The organism is Halomonas sp. THAF12 (assembly GCF_009363675.1).
Classification (GTDB): Bacteria; Pseudomonadota; Gammaproteobacteria; order Pseudomonadales; family Halomonadaceae; genus Halomonas; species Halomonas smyrnensis.
This window is the reverse complement of the sequence record NZ_CP045399.1, coordinates 768,238-784,333: the sequence shown is the minus strand read 5'-3', so window position 1 is coordinate 784,333 and position 16,096 is coordinate 768,238. Positions and strand designations below refer to the sequence as shown.

At 71.0% G+C, this 16,096-nt stretch carries 17 protein-coding genes; 8 read left to right on the top strand and 9 right to left on the bottom strand.

Translation table 11 applies throughout. The features are described 5' to 3' along the window. Window positions 1-22: 22 nt before the first annotated feature. A complete protein-coding gene (locus FIU88_RS03550) occupies window positions 23-886 on the top strand; it encodes a MurR/RpiR family transcriptional regulator (protein WP_016855744.1) in 864 nt (287 codons plus the stop codon). 258 nt (window positions 887-1,144) lie between these two features. On the opposite strand, the gene FIU88_RS03545 is transcribed toward FIU88_RS03550, so the two are convergent. The 5 genes from FIU88_RS03545 to FIU88_RS03525 form a co-directional block, all read right to left on the bottom strand. After that, window positions 1,145-2,020 carry an SMP-30/gluconolactonase/LRE family protein gene (locus tag FIU88_RS03545; RefSeq protein ID WP_172977652.1) on the bottom strand — a complete coding sequence of 292 codons (876 nt, stop codon included), beginning with the start codon at window positions 2,018-2,020 and terminating at the stop codon, window positions 1,145-1,147. After that, window positions 2,017-2,628: a 2-dehydro-3-deoxy-6-phosphogalactonate aldolase gene (locus tag FIU88_RS03540; protein ID WP_152478216.1), complete on the bottom strand. Its 612-nt coding sequence runs from the start codon at window positions 2,626-2,628 to the stop codon at window positions 2,017-2,019. The genes FIU88_RS03545 and FIU88_RS03540 overlap by 4 nt, the downstream gene beginning before the upstream one ends. 16 nt (window positions 2,629-2,644) lie before the next feature. Then, window positions 2,645-3,625, bottom strand: coding sequence for a 2-dehydro-3-deoxygalactonokinase (locus tag FIU88_RS03535; RefSeq protein WP_152478215.1), 981 nt, complete (start codon window positions 3,623-3,625; stop codon window positions 2,645-2,647). Window positions 3,626-3,636: 11 nt separating this feature from the next. Continuing rightward, complete coding sequence (dgoD, locus tag FIU88_RS03530) at window positions 3,637-4,785, bottom strand: galactonate dehydratase (protein WP_152478214.1); 1,149 nt, start codon at window positions 4,783-4,785, stop codon at window positions 3,637-3,639. A 66-nt stretch (window positions 4,786-4,851) separates the two neighbouring features. After that, on the bottom strand, window positions 4,852-5,601 hold the full coding sequence (locus tag FIU88_RS03525) for a FadR/GntR family transcriptional regulator (RefSeq protein WP_152478213.1): 750 nt from the start codon (window positions 5,599-5,601) through the stop codon (window positions 4,852-4,854). Window positions 5,602-5,783: 182 nt separating this feature from the next. On the opposite strand from FIU88_RS03525, the gene FIU88_RS03520 reads away from it, so the two are divergent. Genes FIU88_RS03520 through FIU88_RS03510 form a run of 3 tightly spaced genes read left to right on the top strand, consistent with a single transcriptional unit; the run spans window position 5,784 to window position 8,910 of the window. Then, a complete protein-coding gene (locus FIU88_RS03520; protein ID WP_152478212.1) occupies window positions 5,784-6,638 on the top strand; it encodes a putative selenate ABC transporter substrate-binding protein in 855 nt (284 codons plus the stop codon). 29 nt (window positions 6,639-6,667) lie between these two features. Further along, complete coding sequence (locus FIU88_RS03515; protein WP_253742701.1) at window positions 6,668-7,402, top strand: ATP-binding cassette domain-containing protein; 735 nt, start codon at window positions 6,668-6,670, stop codon at window positions 7,400-7,402. After that, window positions 7,399-8,910, top strand: coding sequence for an ABC transporter permease (locus FIU88_RS03510; protein ID WP_152478210.1), 1,512 nt, complete (start codon window positions 7,399-7,401; stop codon window positions 8,908-8,910). Before FIU88_RS03515 ends, FIU88_RS03510 begins: the two co-directional genes overlap by 4 nt. Window positions 8,911-9,012: 102 nt before the next feature. On the opposite strand, the gene FIU88_RS03505 is transcribed toward FIU88_RS03510, so the two are convergent. Continuing rightward, window positions 9,013-9,375 carry a RidA family protein gene (locus tag FIU88_RS03505; protein WP_152478209.1) on the bottom strand — a complete coding sequence of 121 codons (363 nt, stop codon included), beginning with the start codon at window positions 9,373-9,375 and terminating at the stop codon, window positions 9,013-9,015. Window positions 9,376-9,672: 297 nt separating this feature from the next. Between FIU88_RS03505 and FIU88_RS03500 the strand changes: the two genes are divergently transcribed. The 4 genes from FIU88_RS03500 (at window position 9,673) to FIU88_RS03485 (ending at window position 12,168) form a co-directional block, all read left to right on the top strand. Next, window positions 9,673-9,954, top strand: a complete 282-nt coding sequence (locus FIU88_RS03500) for a DUF2282 domain-containing protein (protein WP_152478208.1) — start codon at window positions 9,673-9,675, stop codon at window positions 9,952-9,954. 65 nt (window positions 9,955-10,019) lie between these two features. Further along, entirely contained in the window at window positions 10,020-10,907 is an 888-nt protein-coding gene (locus FIU88_RS03495; protein WP_152478207.1) for a DUF692 domain-containing protein, read from the top strand. Next, window positions 10,904-11,713 (top strand): DNA-binding domain-containing protein, encoded by an 810-nt coding sequence (locus FIU88_RS03490; protein WP_152478206.1) that lies wholly within the window; start codon window positions 10,904-10,906, stop codon window positions 11,711-11,713. Before FIU88_RS03495 ends, FIU88_RS03490 begins: the two co-directional genes overlap by 4 nt. Beyond that, a complete protein-coding gene (locus FIU88_RS03485) occupies window positions 11,710-12,168 on the top strand; it encodes a DoxX family protein (RefSeq protein ID WP_152478205.1) in 459 nt (152 codons plus the stop codon). The genes FIU88_RS03490 and FIU88_RS03485 overlap by 4 nt, the downstream gene beginning before the upstream one ends. A gap of 153 nt (window positions 12,169-12,321) precedes the next feature. On the opposite strand, the gene FIU88_RS03480 is transcribed toward FIU88_RS03485, so the two are convergent. From FIU88_RS03480 to FIU88_RS03470, 3 genes are all read right to left on the bottom strand, one after another. Next, window positions 12,322-13,176 (bottom strand): universal stress protein, encoded by an 855-nt coding sequence (locus tag FIU88_RS03480; protein WP_152478204.1) that lies wholly within the window; start codon window positions 13,174-13,176, stop codon window positions 12,322-12,324. 89 nt (window positions 13,177-13,265) lie between these two features. Next, window positions 13,266-14,756 (bottom strand): SulP family inorganic anion transporter, encoded by a 1,491-nt coding sequence (locus FIU88_RS03475; RefSeq protein ID WP_152478203.1) that lies wholly within the window; start codon window positions 14,754-14,756, stop codon window positions 13,266-13,268. 562 nt (window positions 14,757-15,318) lie between these two features. After that, window positions 15,319-16,089, bottom strand: coding sequence for a slipin family protein (locus tag FIU88_RS03470; protein ID WP_016855728.1), 771 nt, complete (start codon window positions 16,087-16,089; stop codon window positions 15,319-15,321). Between the last annotated feature and the right edge of the window lie 7 nt (window positions 16,090-16,096).

Here is a 16,096-nt window from a genome sequence, read left to right as displayed (position 1 = left end):
CTTCACGGAGACTCCCTCGCGCATGGTCAGTCACGATCTGCTGGACCGCATTCGCCGTCGCCTCGATGAGCTCAACCGATCCGAACGCAAGGTCGCCGACGTCATCCTCGCCGACCCCACCGCCGCCACCAGCATGAGCATCGCCAGCCTGGCCCATGCGGCCTCGGTCAGCGAGCCCACGGTCAACCGCTTCTGCCGCAGCTTCGACGCCAAGGGCTATCCGGACTTCAAGATCAAGCTGGCACAGAGCCTGGCCGGCGGCACGCCCTACGTCAGCCAGGCGGTGGAACCCGGCGATGCCGCGGCCGAATACACCGGCAAGATCTTCGGTGCCACCATCGCGGCACTGGACATCGCCCGGCGCGAGGTCGACCCGGCGCGGGTCGAGCGGGTGGTCGACTACCTGACCCAGGCCAAGCAGCTGCACTTCTTCGGCCTGGGCGCCTCGGGCGCCGTGGCCCAGGACGCGCAGCACAAGTTCTTCCGCTTCAACATCCCGGTGTCGGCCTACATCGACGTGCTGATGCAGCGCATGATCGCCGCCGCCTGTCACACCGGTGACGTGGTGGTGATCATGTCCTATACCGGCCGCACCCGCGAGCTGGTGGACATCGCCCAGGTGGCGCGCAACAACGGCGCCGTGGTGCTGGGCATCACCGCGCCGGACTCGCCGCTGGCCGACGAGTGCACCGAGACCCTGGCGGTCTCGGCGCCGGAGGACACCGACCACTACATGCCGATGACCTCGCGCATGATCCAGCTGGCGCTGATCGACGTGCTGGCCACCGGCGTGACCCTGCGCCGCGGCGAGGACTTCCTGCCCCACCTGAAGAAGATCAAGGACAGCCTGCGCGAGACCCGCTATCCGATGGGCGACGCCGGCTGAAGAAGATTTGCAGTGCCTGATTGGCTGTTTGAGGATGGGCTGATCCGGCAACAAGCCCCGGGGTGCCGGACCACCACGAGGACGCTGTAAACCCATCCTTGGGCGCTTCTTTTGCCCTGCTTCGCTATCGCATCCTGCTCCACTTGCAAGACCGGTGCTGGCCTTCCCTGGCCAGCCCGTTCGGCGGAATCCGCCTCACCCATGGGCAAAAGAACCTCGCTTAGCCTTGTCCCCGGCGCCCATGAGAGATGCCCGGTATCAGCTCAATCGCAGCGTCGGCTCGGCGAGCCCCGGCACCGCGAGATCGGCGACGAACAGATCGCCGGCGCCGGGCTCGCGGGCCCGCTGCTCGGCGCTCATGCCCTCGCGGGCGGTGGTGATGTAGAGCGAGGCCAGCCCCGGGCCGCCGAAGGCCGGGCAGGAGGGCTGGGAGACGGGAACGGAGATGGCCCCGATCTCGCGGCCCTTGCGGTCCAGGCGCACCACCCGGCCGGCGCCCCACAGCGCCAGCCACATGGCGCCCTCGGCGTCGATCACCGCCCCGTCGGGATTGCCCTCGCGCCGAGTGACGTCCCCCCACGGCTCGGGCTCGCCGACCGGCCAGCCCTCGGCGTCCAGCGCCCAACGATAGACGACGCCGCGCGCCGTGTCGGCGAAGTGGGCGTGCTCGCCCTGAGGCGAGAAGCAGATCGCGTTGGGAATCGTCAGCCCGGTCCTGAGCCGCGAAAGCTCGCCGCGATGCAGCCGGTAGAGGCTGCCCGCGCCGTCCTCGGCGCCCCGGCCCATGCTCGACAGCCACAGGCTGCCATGACGATCCACCCGCGCGTCGTTGCTGCGGGTGGCGGCGTTGTCGGCCTCGAAGCCCATCAGCCGTTCGATCGCGCCGGAGGCGGGGTCCAGGCGGCTCAGGCGATCCTCGCCCACCACCAGCATCCCGCCGTCGTCCAGCGGCGCGGCCAGCGAGGCCATGTGGTCGAGGTCGATCACGCCGGTCTCGCCGCTTGCCACCTCGAGCCAGTGCAGCTGCCGGCCGAGGATGTCGCACCACACCAGGCGGCCGGACGCGGCGTGCCACTGGGGCCCCTCGCCCAGCTCGCAGCCGCCTGCCGCCGCCACACGCGCCGCTTCGCTCATGCCGCCGGATCCGCGGCCCGCCAGGCCTCGACCAGCTGGCGCGCCCGCTCGCCGACCTCCTCGGCGCCGAGGCCGGGCTTGTAGAGGGCGCTGCCGAGCCCGGCGCCGTCGACGCCGGCGGCCCGCCACTGGGCGAAGTTGTCGACGCCGATGCCGCCCACGGCATAGAGCGCGGTGCCCGCCGGCAGCACGGCGCGCACCGCCTTCATGCCCTCGATACCGACCTGTACCGCCGGGAACAGCTTGAGCGCCGTGGCGCCGGCGTCCAGGGCGTCGAAGGCCTCGGAGGGCGTGACGATGCCGGGATAGGACGCCATGCCCAGCCGGCGGGTCTCCTCGATCACCGCCGGGCGGCAGTTGGGCGACACGATCAACCGGCCGCCGGCCGCGTGCACGTCGCGCACCTGCTCGGGCGTCAGCACGGTGCCGGCGCCCACCGCGGCACGATCGCCCAGCGCCTCGGCCAGGCGGCGGATGCTCTCCAGCGGCTCGGGGGAGTTCAGCGGCACCTCGAGGCGGTCGAGGCCGGCGGCGAGCAGCGCCTCGCCGACGTCGACGGCCTCGTCGGGGGTGATGCCGCGCAGGATACCGATCAGCGGAAGGGACATGGGACGAGACTCCTGTTCAGTCATGGTCAGGGGAAGCGTGTGCGAGGGCGGCCTGGGCCAGGCCGAGGCCGGCCAGCACCGCGCGCTGGTTGGCGATGATCTCGCTCGAGTGGCCCAGCGCCGAGAGCGCCAGGGCGTAGCGGCGGCACAGCGCCTCGCCGCCGATCAGCCGCACGCTCTGGCCCGCGGTGAGATCCCGGCAGGCACCGGCCAGCTCCAGGCCGATGGCGAGCCCGGAGAGCCTGGCCGCCAGCACGGCGCCGCGGGCCTCGCCGGCCGGCAGGGCGTCGTCGAGCAGGTCCATGGCGCGCAGCCCGAACAGCGTCCGGGTGAAGGCCTCCGGCGCGGCGGCGGCCTCGGCCACGGCGGCGGTGAAGGCCTCGCGGCAGGCCGGGTCCTCGAGATCGTCCTCGGAGAGCGAGTGGGCCAGCACCGACTGACTGGCCAGCAGGCGATAGAGCTCGCCGGTCAGGTAGGTGTGGAAGCCCTGCACGCGCCCGCCCTCGAGCGTCGCCCACTTGGCGTGGGTGCCGGGCAGACACACGAGGCCGGAGACGCCGGGCGCGAGGGCCGCGAGCCCCGCGAGCTGGGTCTCCTCGCCGCGCATCACGTCGAAGCCGCCGGCGTCCGCGCCCTGGCACAGGCCGGGCAGCAGGCGCACGTCGAGGCGCGCGTCCTCGACGGCCGGGCGCACCGCGCCCTCGGCCAGGGCATCGAGCGCGGTGGGCACCGGCCGGTAAGGCGCCTCGCGCCAGCCCTGGCGGGCGCCGGCCATGCCGCAGACCAGCACCGTGACGCGGCCCTCGGCGGGCAGCCAGTCGCCGATGACGGCCAGCAGCGCCGGCTCATAGTCGGCCGGGGCCAGACCCAGCATGCCGCGGGCGGCCTCGGCCTCGGCCAGCACCTCGCCGCCCGCGCCCAGGGCCCAGGCGCGCAGGTTGCTGGAGCCCCAGTCGACGGCGACCCAGGCCAGTCGCGTGGAAATCGCTTGCGTCATCTCGGCCTCGCTTACCATTCGGCGATGGAGCCGTCGTCATGGGTCCACACCGGGTTGCGCCAGCGGTGGCCCACCTTGGCGCGCTCCTCGACGAAGGCCTCGTCGATCTCCACGCCCAGCCCCGGCCCCTGGGGAATGGCGCAGAAGCCGTCCTCGATGCCGAGCGCCGACTTGTCGACCAGGTAGTCGAGCACGTCGTTGTCCTTGTTGTAGTGGATGCCCATGCTCTGTTCCTGGATGAAGGCGTTGTGGCTGACCGCATCCACGTGCAGCGAGGTGGCGAGCGTCAGCGGGCCGAGCGGGCAGTGCGGGGCCATGGCCACGTCGTGGGCGGAGGCCAGGGCGGCGATCTTCAGGCCCTCGCTGATGCCGCCGCAGTGCGAGAGGTCGGGCTGGACGATGTCGATCATGCCGTCGGCCAGCAGGTCGCGGAACTCGAAGCGGGTGTGCAGGCGCTCGCCGGTGGCCAGCGGATAGCCGAGCCCGCCGGCGATGTGCTTGAGGCAGGGCAGGTGCTCGGGGGCCACCGGCTCCTCGACGAACATCGGATGGAAGGGCTCCAGCTCGCGCAGCAGCGCCTTGGCCATGGGCCGGTGCACGCGGCCGTGGAAGTCGATGCCGATGCCGACGTCGGGGCCCACCGCCTCGCGGGCCTCGGCGACCCGCGCCACGGCCTCGTCGATCTTCTTGTGGGAATCGACGATCTGCAGCTCCGGGGTGCCGTTCATCTTGAAGGCGGTGAAGCCCTGGTCGACCAGCGCCCTGGCGCCCTCGCCCACGTCGCTCGGCCGGTCGCCGCCGGTCCAGGCGTACATGCGCATCCTGTCCCTCACGGCGCCGCCCAGCAGCTGGTGTACGGGCACGCCCAGGTCGCGGCCCTTGAGGTCCCACAGCGCCTGGTCGATGCCGGCGATGGCGCTCATCAGGATCGGCCCGCCGCGGTAGAAGCCGGCGCGGTACAGGGTGTTCCACAGGTGCTCGATGCGGTGCGGGTCCTGGCCGATCAGGTAGTCGGACAGCTCGTGGACCGCGGCCTCGACGGTGGCGGCGCGCCCCTCGATGACCGGCTCGCCCCAGCCGTAGACGCCCTCGTCGGTCTCGATCTTGAGAAACAGCCAGCGCGGCGGCACCTGCCAGGTCTTGAGTCGGGTGATCTTCATGGATGGCTCCTTTCTGAAAGCATGAACGGTCAAGCATGAACGGCCGCCGCGGGGCGACCGCCGGTATCAGTCGGTGCGGGCGCCGGTCTCGGTGTCGACGCCCAGGTCGCGGGCGGTGCGGCCCAGCACCTCGCGGGCGGCCCGGGCGGCGCGCGGTCCGTCGCCCTCCCTGATCGCCTCGAGCACCGCGCCGTGGCGTTCCAGGCTGTCGCCGAGGCCGTCGTCGCCGCGGGCGGGACGCTGGGAGTGCTGTACCAGGGCCAGGATCGACGGCCGCAGCAGGTGGCCCATCTGGCGCCAGATCAGGTTGTGGCTGGCCTCGTAGATGGCCTCGTGGAAGGCCACGTCGTACTCCACGTGCTGGGCGGCCTGCTGCGAGGCGTCGGCGGTCGCCGCCATGCCGCGAAAGGCCGCCTCGAGGCGGGCCAGATCGTCGGGGCCGGCGGCGCGGGCGGCCAGCTCCGCCACCACCGGCTCGGCGGAGTAGCGAAAGGCCAGCAGCTCGCGCACCAGCTGCGGCTGGGGATTCGCCAGGCCGACCAGCCAGTCGCTCATCTGCGGGTCGAGCAGGTGCCAGTCGCCGACCTCGCGCACCCGGGTGCCGCGCCCGGCGGTGCGCTCGAGCAGGCCGGCGGCGGTCAGGCTGGCCAGGGCATTGCGCACCAGGTTGCGGCTGACGGCGCAGTGGGCGGCGATGTCCAGCTCCTTGGGGAAGGCGTCGCCGGGCTGCCAGTCGCCGCCCAGCAGCGCCCGGGCCAGCCGCCGCGCCAGCGCATCGGCATCGCCCTGATGCGGGCCCAGTGCCTCGAGACTCATCGATCGCTCCCCATGGCCGAGTGGCGTCGGCGCAAAAATGTCTGACATTTATCGCGAGAGTGTAAGCCCAACCACACCCCCGCGTCATGCGCCTTTGGTCCAATGGCTCCCGGTCGACGGACTTGCCATGCCCGCCACCAGCCACAACAATACCCCTCCCGATTCCTTCCAGGAGACCGCCCATGCGCTGGATCGCCGCTTCCGCCGCCGCCCTCGCCCTGCTCGCCCAGGGTGCGGCCGCCGACACCTTCCGCTTCACCGCCATTCCCGACGAGGACCAGTCGCGTCTGGTCGAGCGCTTCTCCAAGGTCGCCGACTACCTCGAGGAGCGGCTCGACGTCGAGGTGGAGTACGTGCCGGTGAAGTCCTACGGCGCGGCGGTCACCGCCTTCCGCAACGACCAGGTCCAGCTGGCCTGGTTCGGCGGTCTCTCCGGCGTCCAGGCGCGCCGCCTGGTGCCGGACTCCCGGGCCATCGCCCAGGGCGCCGAGGACGCGGCCTTCGAGACCTACTTCATCGCTCACCGGTCGACGGGGCTGGAAGACGGGGACGAGCTGCCCGACGCGGTCGAGGACATGAGCTTCACCTTCGGCTCCAAGACCTCCACCTCCGGGCGCCTGATGCCCGAGCACTACCTGCGCCAGCGCTTCGGCGAGGCGCCGGACGAGATCTTCTCCCGGGTCGGCTTCTCCGGTGACCACTCGCGCACCATCGCCCTGGTCGAGGCCGGCACCTACGAGCTGGGCGCGGTCAACTACGCGGTGTGGGACGCCGCCGTGGAGGACGGCCGCGTCGACACCGACCAGGTGCAGGTGATCTGGACCACGCCGAGCTACCCGGACTACCAGTGGACCCTGCGCGGCGACGCCGACGAGCGCTACGGCGAGGGCTTCTCCGACCGGGTCCGCGCGGCGCTGCTGGAGATGGACGACCCCGCGCTGCTCGACAGCTTCCCGCGCTCGGCCTTCATCCCCGCCGACAACGCCATGTACGCGCCGATCGAGGACGTGGCGGAAGAGCTCGGCCTGCTGCGCTGATGGCGCCGACGGAACACACGAACGAGCCATTGCTGACGCTCGACGGGGTCGATCTCGGCCACGGCGAGCGGGTGGTGCTGCCCCGGGTGCATCTGCACCTGGCGCGCGGCGAGCGCGTCGCCCTGCTCGGGCCCAGCGGCGCCGGCAAGTCCACGCTGCTGGCGGCGCTGCGGGAGCGGCTTGGCGGGGCGGTCGCCTGGTGCCCGCAGCATCACGGCCTGGTGCCGGGGCTGGCGGTCTATCACAACGTCTACATGGGCCGGCTCGCCGAGCATTCGGCGCTGGCCAACCTGTGGAACCTGGTGCGGCCGCTGCGCGGCCCCTGGGGCGAGGTGGCCGCGCTGTGCGAGCGGGTCGGCCTGGACGGGCTGATGCGCCGCCCCGTGGGCCAGCTGTCCGGCGGCCAGCGCCAGCGCACCGCCATCGCCCGGGCGCTCTACCAGCAGCGGGAGGTGTTCCTCGGCGACGAGCCGGTGGCCAGCGTCGATCCCCACCAGGCCCACCGCCTGCTGGGACTGATCGAGCAGCGCCACACCACCAGCGTGATCGCCCTGCACCAGCGCGAGCTGGCGCTGACCCGCTTCGACCGCGTCTGGGGCCTGCGCGACGGCCGGCTGGTGATCGACGCCCCGGCCTCCACGCTGAGCCTTGACGACCTCGACGCCCTCTACCCGGACGCCGACGATACCGCCGCGTCAGCCGAGGCGCCCGAGCCCGCGGCGCCCTCGCCGGCGTCCCTGCCCTGCTCCCGGGGGCGCGCATGAGCGATGCCGCCCTGCCGCGCCGGCCGGCCTGGCTGGCCGGCCGCGCCACGGGCCCGCGCCTGGCCCGCCATACCCTGACGCTGATCGCCCTGGCGCTGCTGCTTGCGCCGCTGGCCGATCTGTCGGTGGTCACCCGCGACCCCTGGACGGAACTCGGACGGATGCTCCAGGGCCTGGCCTGGCCCGACTTCGCTTCCGTCGAGTCGCCCTTCCACGCCCTGGGGCTGACCGTCTCGGTGGCGCTGTGGGGCACGCTCGCGGGCGTGGTGCTGGGCTTCCCGCTGGCGCTGCTGTTCGCCCGCTCGCGGCTGGTGCGCGCCGGCTGCGCCTTCGTGCGCGCCATCCACGAGCTGTTCTGGGCGCTGCTGTTCCTGCAGGTGTTCGGGCTCTCGGCGCTGACCGCCCTGGCGGCGCTGGCGATTCCCTACGCCGGCATCTTCGCCAAGGTGTTCGCCGAGATCCTCGAGCAGACCCCGCGCGCACCGGCCGATGCCCTGCCGCCGGGCGTCGGCCGGCTGTCGCGCTTCCTCTACGCCGAGCTGCCGCTGGCCTGGACCCAGCTCGCCGCCTACACCCGCTACCGCTTCGAATGCGGCCTGCGCGCCAGCGTGCTGCTGGGCTTCGTCGGCCTGCCGACGCTCGGCTTCCAGCTCGAGACGGCCTTCCGCGAGGGCCGCTACCCGGAGGCCGGCGCCCTGCTGTGGTGCTTCTACCTGCTGATCGCCACCCTGCCCTGGTGGAGCCACCGGCGGCTGGTGCCGCTGCTGCTGGTCGGCGGCGCCTTCCTGCTCGGCCCCTGGCCGGCGGTGGACGGCGGGCTCTTGTGGCGCTTCGTCAGCCAGGACCTGTGGCCCGCGCCGCTGCTGGCCGGCGACGGGGCGGGGCTGGTCGACTGGTTCGCCAGCATCCCCGAGCTCGCTCCGGCCATCGGCAACACCCTGCTGCTGGCGCTGCTCGGCACCGTCGGCGCGCTGCTGGTGGCGATGGCGCTGTGGCCGCTGGCCAGCCGCCACTTCGGCCATCCCGCGAGCCGGCTGGCCGGCCGCGGGCTGCTGGTGCTGCTGCGCTCGACGCCGGAGCTGATGCTGGCCTTCGTCTTCCTGCTGCTGCTCGGCCCCTCGCTGCTGCCCGCCTGGCTGGCCCTGGCGCTGCACAACGGCGCCCTGATCGCCTTCCTCGTCGCCCGCCACGCCGACGGCCTGGAGCCCGGCATGCCGGGGCTGCCCGCCTCGGGCCGGCTGGCCTACGAGCTGCTGCCGCGGGTCTATCCGAGCCTGCTGGCCCTGCTCTACTACCGCGCCGAGGTGATCCTGCGCGAGACGGCGATCCTCGGCATGCTGGGGGTGGCGACGCTGGGCTACTACATCGACGAGAACTTCCAGTACCTGATGTTCGACACGGCGGCCTTCCTGCTGCTGGTCACCGCCGGCCTCAACATCGCCGTGGATGCGCTCTCGCGCCGGCTCAGGCCGCGGGAGGTGCCGCAGGAAGACCCCTGCCTGCGCTGAACCGATCCCCCCGCCGTCCCGCCAACGAAAAAGGCCGACGCGTTCGCGTCGGCCTTTTTCCGTTTCATGGCCGCTCCTGGGAGCGGCGGCTCGAACGCCGGCTCAGGCGTCCTTCACCAGCGCGGTGACCGTGATCTCCACGCGCAGCTCATCGGCCGGCATCGGGGCACAGACGCAGGTGCGGGCCGGGGCATGGCCCTCGGGCACCCAGGCGTCCCACACGGCGTTCATGGCCGCGAAGTCGCCACCGTCCTTGAGGTAGATCGTCGCCGAGAGCAGATGCTCGCGGTCGGAGTCGATCTCGGCGAGCAGCGCATCGACCCGCGCCAGCATGCTCTCGGTCTGCGCGGTGATGTCGCCCTCGCGGGCCTCGGGGCCGGCCACCTGGCCGCACAGGTAGGCCACGCCGTTGTGGATCACGGCACGGCTCATGCGGGCCTTGGTGTCATGGCGCTGGATGGTCATGGCATCGCTCCTGAAGTCGAGGAATGAAGGGCCCATGATCTTACCGCAGCACGAGGGCGGACGATCCGTCATGCTCACCAAAATTCTTCCTCATAACAGTGATATTCGCCAACTTTTAAAACCTGATCAGAAATATCATTCGCATTGACGGCGCAACCTTCATGCATCCCCTGTCTTCGTCGGCATCGCGGCCGCCGAGCGCTCGTCGCGCTGTAAGCCATTCCCCGGCGACCCGACAGAGAAGGGCGCAACGCGACATCGCCAAGAGCGCACCCGACGACCCAGAGGAGAGATCCCATGAAGCGTTCCACCATGCTGGCTGCCGTGTTCACCACCGCCATCGCCCAGGCGGGCGTCATGAGCGCCGCCCAGGCCCAGGAAGGCGAAGCCATGGAGAAGTGCTACGGCGTGGCCCTGGCCGGCCAGAACGACTGCAAGGCGGGCCCGGGCACCACCTGCGCCGGCACCTCCACCGTGGACTACCAGGGCAACGCCTGGACGCTGGTGCCGGAAGGCACCTGCACCAGCATCGAGACGCCCCACGGCATGGGCAGCCTGAGCGAGGTCGAGCGTCCCTGAGCCCAGCCCCGATCGGAAGCCCTCCCGGCCCGCCGCGCGGCGGGCCGGCCCCCGAGGAGATCGCCATGTCGCTGCCCTCTTCCCTCTCATTGCCCCCCGGTGCCGTGGGCATCGGCCTCAAGCCGCAGCATGCACCGGCGCTGCTCGCCGCGCCCCGGCGTGCGGACTTCCTGGAACTGCACGCCGAGAACCACATGAGCGCCGGCGGCCCCGACCGCGAGCGGCTCCAGGCCCTGGCCGAGCGCTACCCGCTCTCGGTGCACGGCGTGGGGCTGTCGCTGGGCGGCGCCGCGCGCCCCGATGCGGCTCATCTGGCGCGGCTCGCCCGGCTGGTGGACAGGCTCCAGCCGGCGCTGGTGTCGGAACACCTGGCCTGGAGCCGGCTCGACGGCGACTGCTACAACGACCTGCTGCCGGTGCCGCTCACCGAGGAGAGCCTGGCGCTGCTCGCCCGCAATATCGACATCGTCCAGCAGGCCCTGGGGCGCCGGCTGCTGATCGAGAATCCCAGCCTCTACGTGACGATCCCGATCAACACCCTCGACGAGGCCGACTTCCTCACCGAGCTGGTGGCCCGCACCGGCTGCGGGCTGCTGCTGGATCTCAACAATGCCTATATCAGCGCGTTCAACCTGAACCGCGACCTCGACGCCTACCTGGGCGCCCTGCCCTGGCATGCCGTGGGCGAGCTGCACCTGGCCGGCCACAGCCTGGACACCGCCGTCGACCCGCCGCTGCGCATCGACGATCACGCCGGCCCGGTCACCGAGGCCGTCTGGTCGCTGTATCGCCGCTGGGCACCCTCCGCCCCCGAAGCGCCGACCCTGATCGAGTGGGACGCCGAGGTGCCGACGCTGGAGCGCTGGCTCGAGGAGGCCGAGCGGGCCCGCGCTCATCGGGACGCCGACCTGCCGGCGGCATCGACGGCCACGCTGACGAGGATGCCGGCATGAGCGCCCTGGCCGAGTGGCAGCGACGCTTCGCCGCCGCCCTGCGCACTCCCGATGCCGCCCCTGATGCCGCTCCCATGGACGACGGGGCCGCCGAGCTGGGCCGGCCCGCCGGGCTCGACGTCTATCGCAACAACGTGCGCCAGAGCCTGATCGAGGCGCTGGCCACCGCCTTTCCCCATACCCGCACGCTGCTCGGCCCGCGCTACTTCGCCGCCGCGGCCGGCGACTACGCCCGCGATCACCTGCCCCGGGAGCCGCGGCTGTCTCACTACGGCGCCGGCTTCGCCGACTTCCTCGACGACCTGCCGCCGCTGGCCGGTTATCGCTACGCGAGCGACGTCTGCCGGCTGGAGCGCGCCCGGCTCGACGTCGGCCCTGCCGCCGAGGCGCCGGTCCTGGACGCCACCCGGCTGGCCGAGCATCCCGACCCGGCACGCCTTTGCGTGACGCCGCGGCCGGCCACCCGGCGGGTGCGCTGTCGCTTCGCGGTGGGCGCGCTGTGGCAGCGGCTGGAGCGCAGCGAGGCGCCGGGCGAATCCGTCGCCGCCGGCGAGGAGGACTGGCTGGCGGTGCGCCGCGGCGAGCAGGTGCTGCTGACGCCCGTCGACGCCGTCACCGCCGCGCTGTATGGCAGACTTCGGGCGCCTCGAGACACGGCGCTGGGCGATGCGCTGGCGGCGGTCGCCGAGGCCCACGGCGAGACGGCGGCCGGCGAGGCGCTGGGCACCCTGCTCGGCCTCGGCGCGCTGTGCGAGCGCCATGCCGCGCCCGATGATGACGAGCCGAACGAGGAGGCCGCCCCATGAACATGCCGATATCACCGCTCAGGTTCTACTATCGACGCCTGGAGCCGGCCCTCGATCGGCTGCCCGTCGATCTCGTGGCCCTGCTGGCACGCCTCGTGCTCGGCAGCGTCTTCTTCCGCTCGGCGCTGACCAAGGTCGACGGCGTCACCATCAGCCAGAGCACCTTCTTCCTGTTCGAGCACGAGTACGCCCTGCCGCTGATCTCGCCGGTGCTCGCCGCCTGGCTGGCGACGCTGGCCGAGTTCGTGCTGTCGCTGCTGCTGTGGGCGGGCCTGGCGACCCGCCTGGCCGCCCTGGGGCTGCTGATCATGACGCTGTTGATCCAGACCTTCGTCTATCCCGATGCCTGGGTCACCCACGGCCTCTGGGCCACGGGGCTGCTGACCCTGCTGCTGCGCGGCCCCGGCGCGCTGTCGCTGGACCGGCTGCTGGGCCGTCGGGTGTCGGCGGCCTGACGCGGCACGCCCCGGGCCACGCCGGGCAGCGCCAGGGGCCCCCGCGGGGCGATGGCTCATGGTGTGCGCCCGGTGCCGACGCACAACGCTTGCGGGGCACGATGACACGAAAAGGCCCCGCCGTGGCGGGGCCCTGAAGAGCGAAGACGCGGCTCAGCGCAGCAGCAGCACCGGCTCGCTGGCGTGGCGCAGCATCTCGGTGGTGGTGCTGCCCACCAGCAGGTGGCGGATGCGGGAATGGCCGTAGGCGCCCATCACCACCAGATCGATGTCGTGCTCCTGCTTGTAGGCACGCAGGGTCTCCTCCACCTCGCCGGCGCGGATCGCGCCCTCGGCCTCATGGCCGGCCTCGCGCAGGGTTGAGAGCGCCCAGTCGAGCTGGGAGCGGTTGTCGCCGGTCTCGGCGCCGACGATCACCACGTGGCAGGCGATGCCGGAGAACAGCGGGCTCTTCGCCAGCAGCTCGACGCCCTTGCGCGTGGTGTTGCTGCCGTCGAAGGCGATCATCACCTTCTCGGGGCGCTTGAAGGCCTGGGGCACCACCAGGATCGGTCGATGCTGGCCGCGCACCACCCGCTCGAGGTTGGAGCCCAGGTGCTCGCTGTCCTGATGGGCGCTGCCGCCGCGCTTGCCCACCACCAGCAGGCGGATCTCGTCCTCCAGCTCGGCGAGGGTCTCGACCAGGGTGCCGTTGCGCTGGCGGCTGCCGGGCTCCGCCACGCCGTCCGCGACGGCGCGCTCCTGGGCCGCCTTGAGCATCAGTCGGCCCTGCTCCTGGGCCACCTTGGCGCGCTGCTCGTCGAGCTGCGACAGCTCCTCGAGCAGATGCTCGCGGGAGCCGAGCCCGATGTTGCCGGAGAGATCCGCCTCGGCGGTCTGCGGATGATTGTCGACCACGTGCAGGAAGGTCAGCGGCGCCTCGAGCGCCAGGCTGGCCCAGGCGGCGTAGTCGCAGACGCCCTCGGAAAACTGCGAGCCGTCGATGGCGGCCATCACCTGTTCTGTCATCTGTCTGTCCTGAAGCTGGCGTGGATTGTCTGGCTTTCGTTCTACACCATCCGGCCGCCCCGTCACAGGGGCGGCCGCCGACGGGCGGCTCAGTGGCCGCCCATCAGCTTCTCGACGGCTTCCGGGTCGTCGTGGATGGCGTAGCGGTCGACGATGGTGGCGCTGGCCTCGTTGAGGCCGACCAGCTCGACCTCGGTGCCCTCGCGGCGGAACTTGATCACCACCCGGTCCAGCGCCTGCACGGCGGTGATGTCCCAGAAGTGCGCCCGTGACAGGTCGATGGTGACCTTCTCCACGCTCTCCTTGAAGTCGAAGGCGCGGCCGAAGCGCTCGGAGGAGGCGAAGAACACCTGCCCCACCACGCGATAGACGCGGCGGCGGCCCGCCTCGGCCTGCTCGACGCCGATGTAGAGGATGTTGCCGACCTTGTTGGCGAAGAACAGCGCCGCCAGCAGCACGCCGACGAACACGCCCATGGCCAGGTTATGGGTGCCCACCGTGACCGCCACGGTGGCCAGCATCACGAGGTTGGAGGACAGTGGGTGCTTCTTCAGGTCGCGGATCGAGGCCCAGCTGAAGGTGCCGATGGAGACCATGATCATCACCGCCACCAGCGCCGCCATGGGAATCTGCGACACCCAGTCGGAGAGGAACACCACCATGATCAGCAGCATCACGCCGGCGAACAGGGTCGAGAGGCGACCGCGGCCGCCGGATTTGATGTTGATCACCGACTGCCCGATCATCGCGCAGCCCGCCATGCCGCCGAGCAGGCCGGTGCCGATGTTGGCGATGCCCTGGCCCTTGCACTCGCGGTTCTTGTCGCTCTCGGTGTCGGTCAGGTCGTCGACGATGGTGGCGGTCATCATCGACTCCAGCAGGCCCACCACGGTGAGCATGATGGCGTAGGGGAAGATGATCGACAGGGTCTCGAGGTTGAGCGGCACGTCCGGCCACAGGAACACCGGCAGGGTGTCGGGCAGCTCGCCCATGTCGCCCACGGTGTTGATGTCGAGGCCGGTGATCATGGCCACGGCGGTCAGCACCAGGATGCACACCAGCGGCGACGGCAGCGCCTTGCCGATCACCGGCAGGTAGGGGAACAGGTAGATGATGCCGAGGCCGGCCGCGGTCATGGCATACACGTGCCAGGTGACGTTGGTCAGCTCCGGCAGCTGCGCCATGAAGATCAGGATCGCCAGGGCGTTGACGAAGCCCGTCACCACCGAGCGCGAGACGAAGCGCATCAGGTCGGCCAGGCGCAGGTAGCCCGCGACGATCTGCAGCGCGCCGGTGAGCAGGGTCGCGGCCAGTAGGTACTCGAGCCCGTGCTCCTTGACCAGCGTGACCATCAGCAGCGCCATGGCGCCGGTGGCCGCCGAGATCATGCCCGGCCGGCCGCCGGCGAAGGCGATGATCACCGCCATGGAGAAGGAAGCGTAGAGGCCGATCTTGGGATCGACGCCGGCGATGATCGAGAAGGCGATGGCCTCGGGAATCAGCGCCAGGGCGACGACGATGCCCGACAGGAGATCGCCCTTGATGTTGGAGAACCAGTCTTGCTTGAGGGATCGAGTCATGCTGCGGTCCAGTCGAGGGTGGAGGTGGATGCCATGAAGGCGTCAGGGTCGTGTCATGCGCAGCCCTTCCCGGCCTCGCGAGGAGGCCGATGCCGTGGCGCCGGTCGAGCGCCGAGGCCTGTCGAGCGCGCGGTGGCGCTGCTGGAAAGAGACTGACGGTGCAAGGCGGGCGCGGGGCGCCCAGGACATCGAGACGATGCCCGGCCGCGATGACATCGTGACGACATCATCGCGGCCCGAATTCGGGAGGGAAAGGCTAGGGCGGCGTGGCCAGCCCGGAACGAGAGGGCATCACGGTATGTCGGTTCCCTTGCGTTGGATCGACGAGACACCGGGCTGATCCGGCTATCCCGTCAGGAGCGCGGGAGTCTACCAGACCCGCCGGATCGCTGCATCCGGCGAGACCCGAAGATCGACGAGGGGCGCCGGGGACAGGTCGTAGAGGGGGTTTTTGCCATGGATGGCAAAAGTAGCGCCCACGGATGGGTTCACAGCGCCCCTCGCAGACCTGTCGACGGATCAGCCCCGAGGACACGATGACTGTTCATGCTGCCGCCTGCCATCACTGATTCCCCTGGTCACCGACGGCGCCGGCCATCGACTTGAAGGCGTCCACCAGGTCGATGGGCAGCGGCACCACGATGGTCGAGGCGTTCTTGTTGCTCATGTCGCTCATGGTCTGCAGGTAGCGCAGCTGCAGCGCCATCGGATTGGCGGACATGACGTTGGCGGCCTCGAGCAGCTTCTGCGAGGCCTGCAGCTCGCCCTCGGCGTGGATCACCTTGGCGCGGCGCTCGCGCTCCGCCTCGGCCTGGCGGGCGATGGCGCGGATCATGCTGTCGTCCAGGTCGACGTGCTTGATCTCCACGTTGGCCACCTTGATGCCCCAGCTCTCCGCCGAGGCGTCGATGATCTCCTGGATGTCGTCGTTGAGCCGGTCGCGCTCGGAGAGCATCTCGTCCAGGTCGTGCTTGCCGAGCACCGAACGCAGCGTGGTCTGGGCCAGCTGGCTGGTGGCGTTGACGTAGTGCTCGACCTGGATGATCGCCCGCTCCGGGTCCACCACCCGGAAGTAGAGCACCGCGTTGACCTTCACCGTGACGTTATCCTGGGAGATCACGTCCTGCTCGGGCACGTCCATGGTGATCACCCGCAGATCGACCACCTGCATCTTCTGGATGCCCGGAATGATGATGAACAGCCCCGGCCCCTTCACCGCCTGGAAGCGCCCGAGGAAGAACACCACGCCGCGCTTGTACTCCGGCAGGATGCGGATCGAGGCCGCGATCAGCATCAGCACCAATACCAGCGGCACGAGATAGGAAATCAGCATGTCGTGT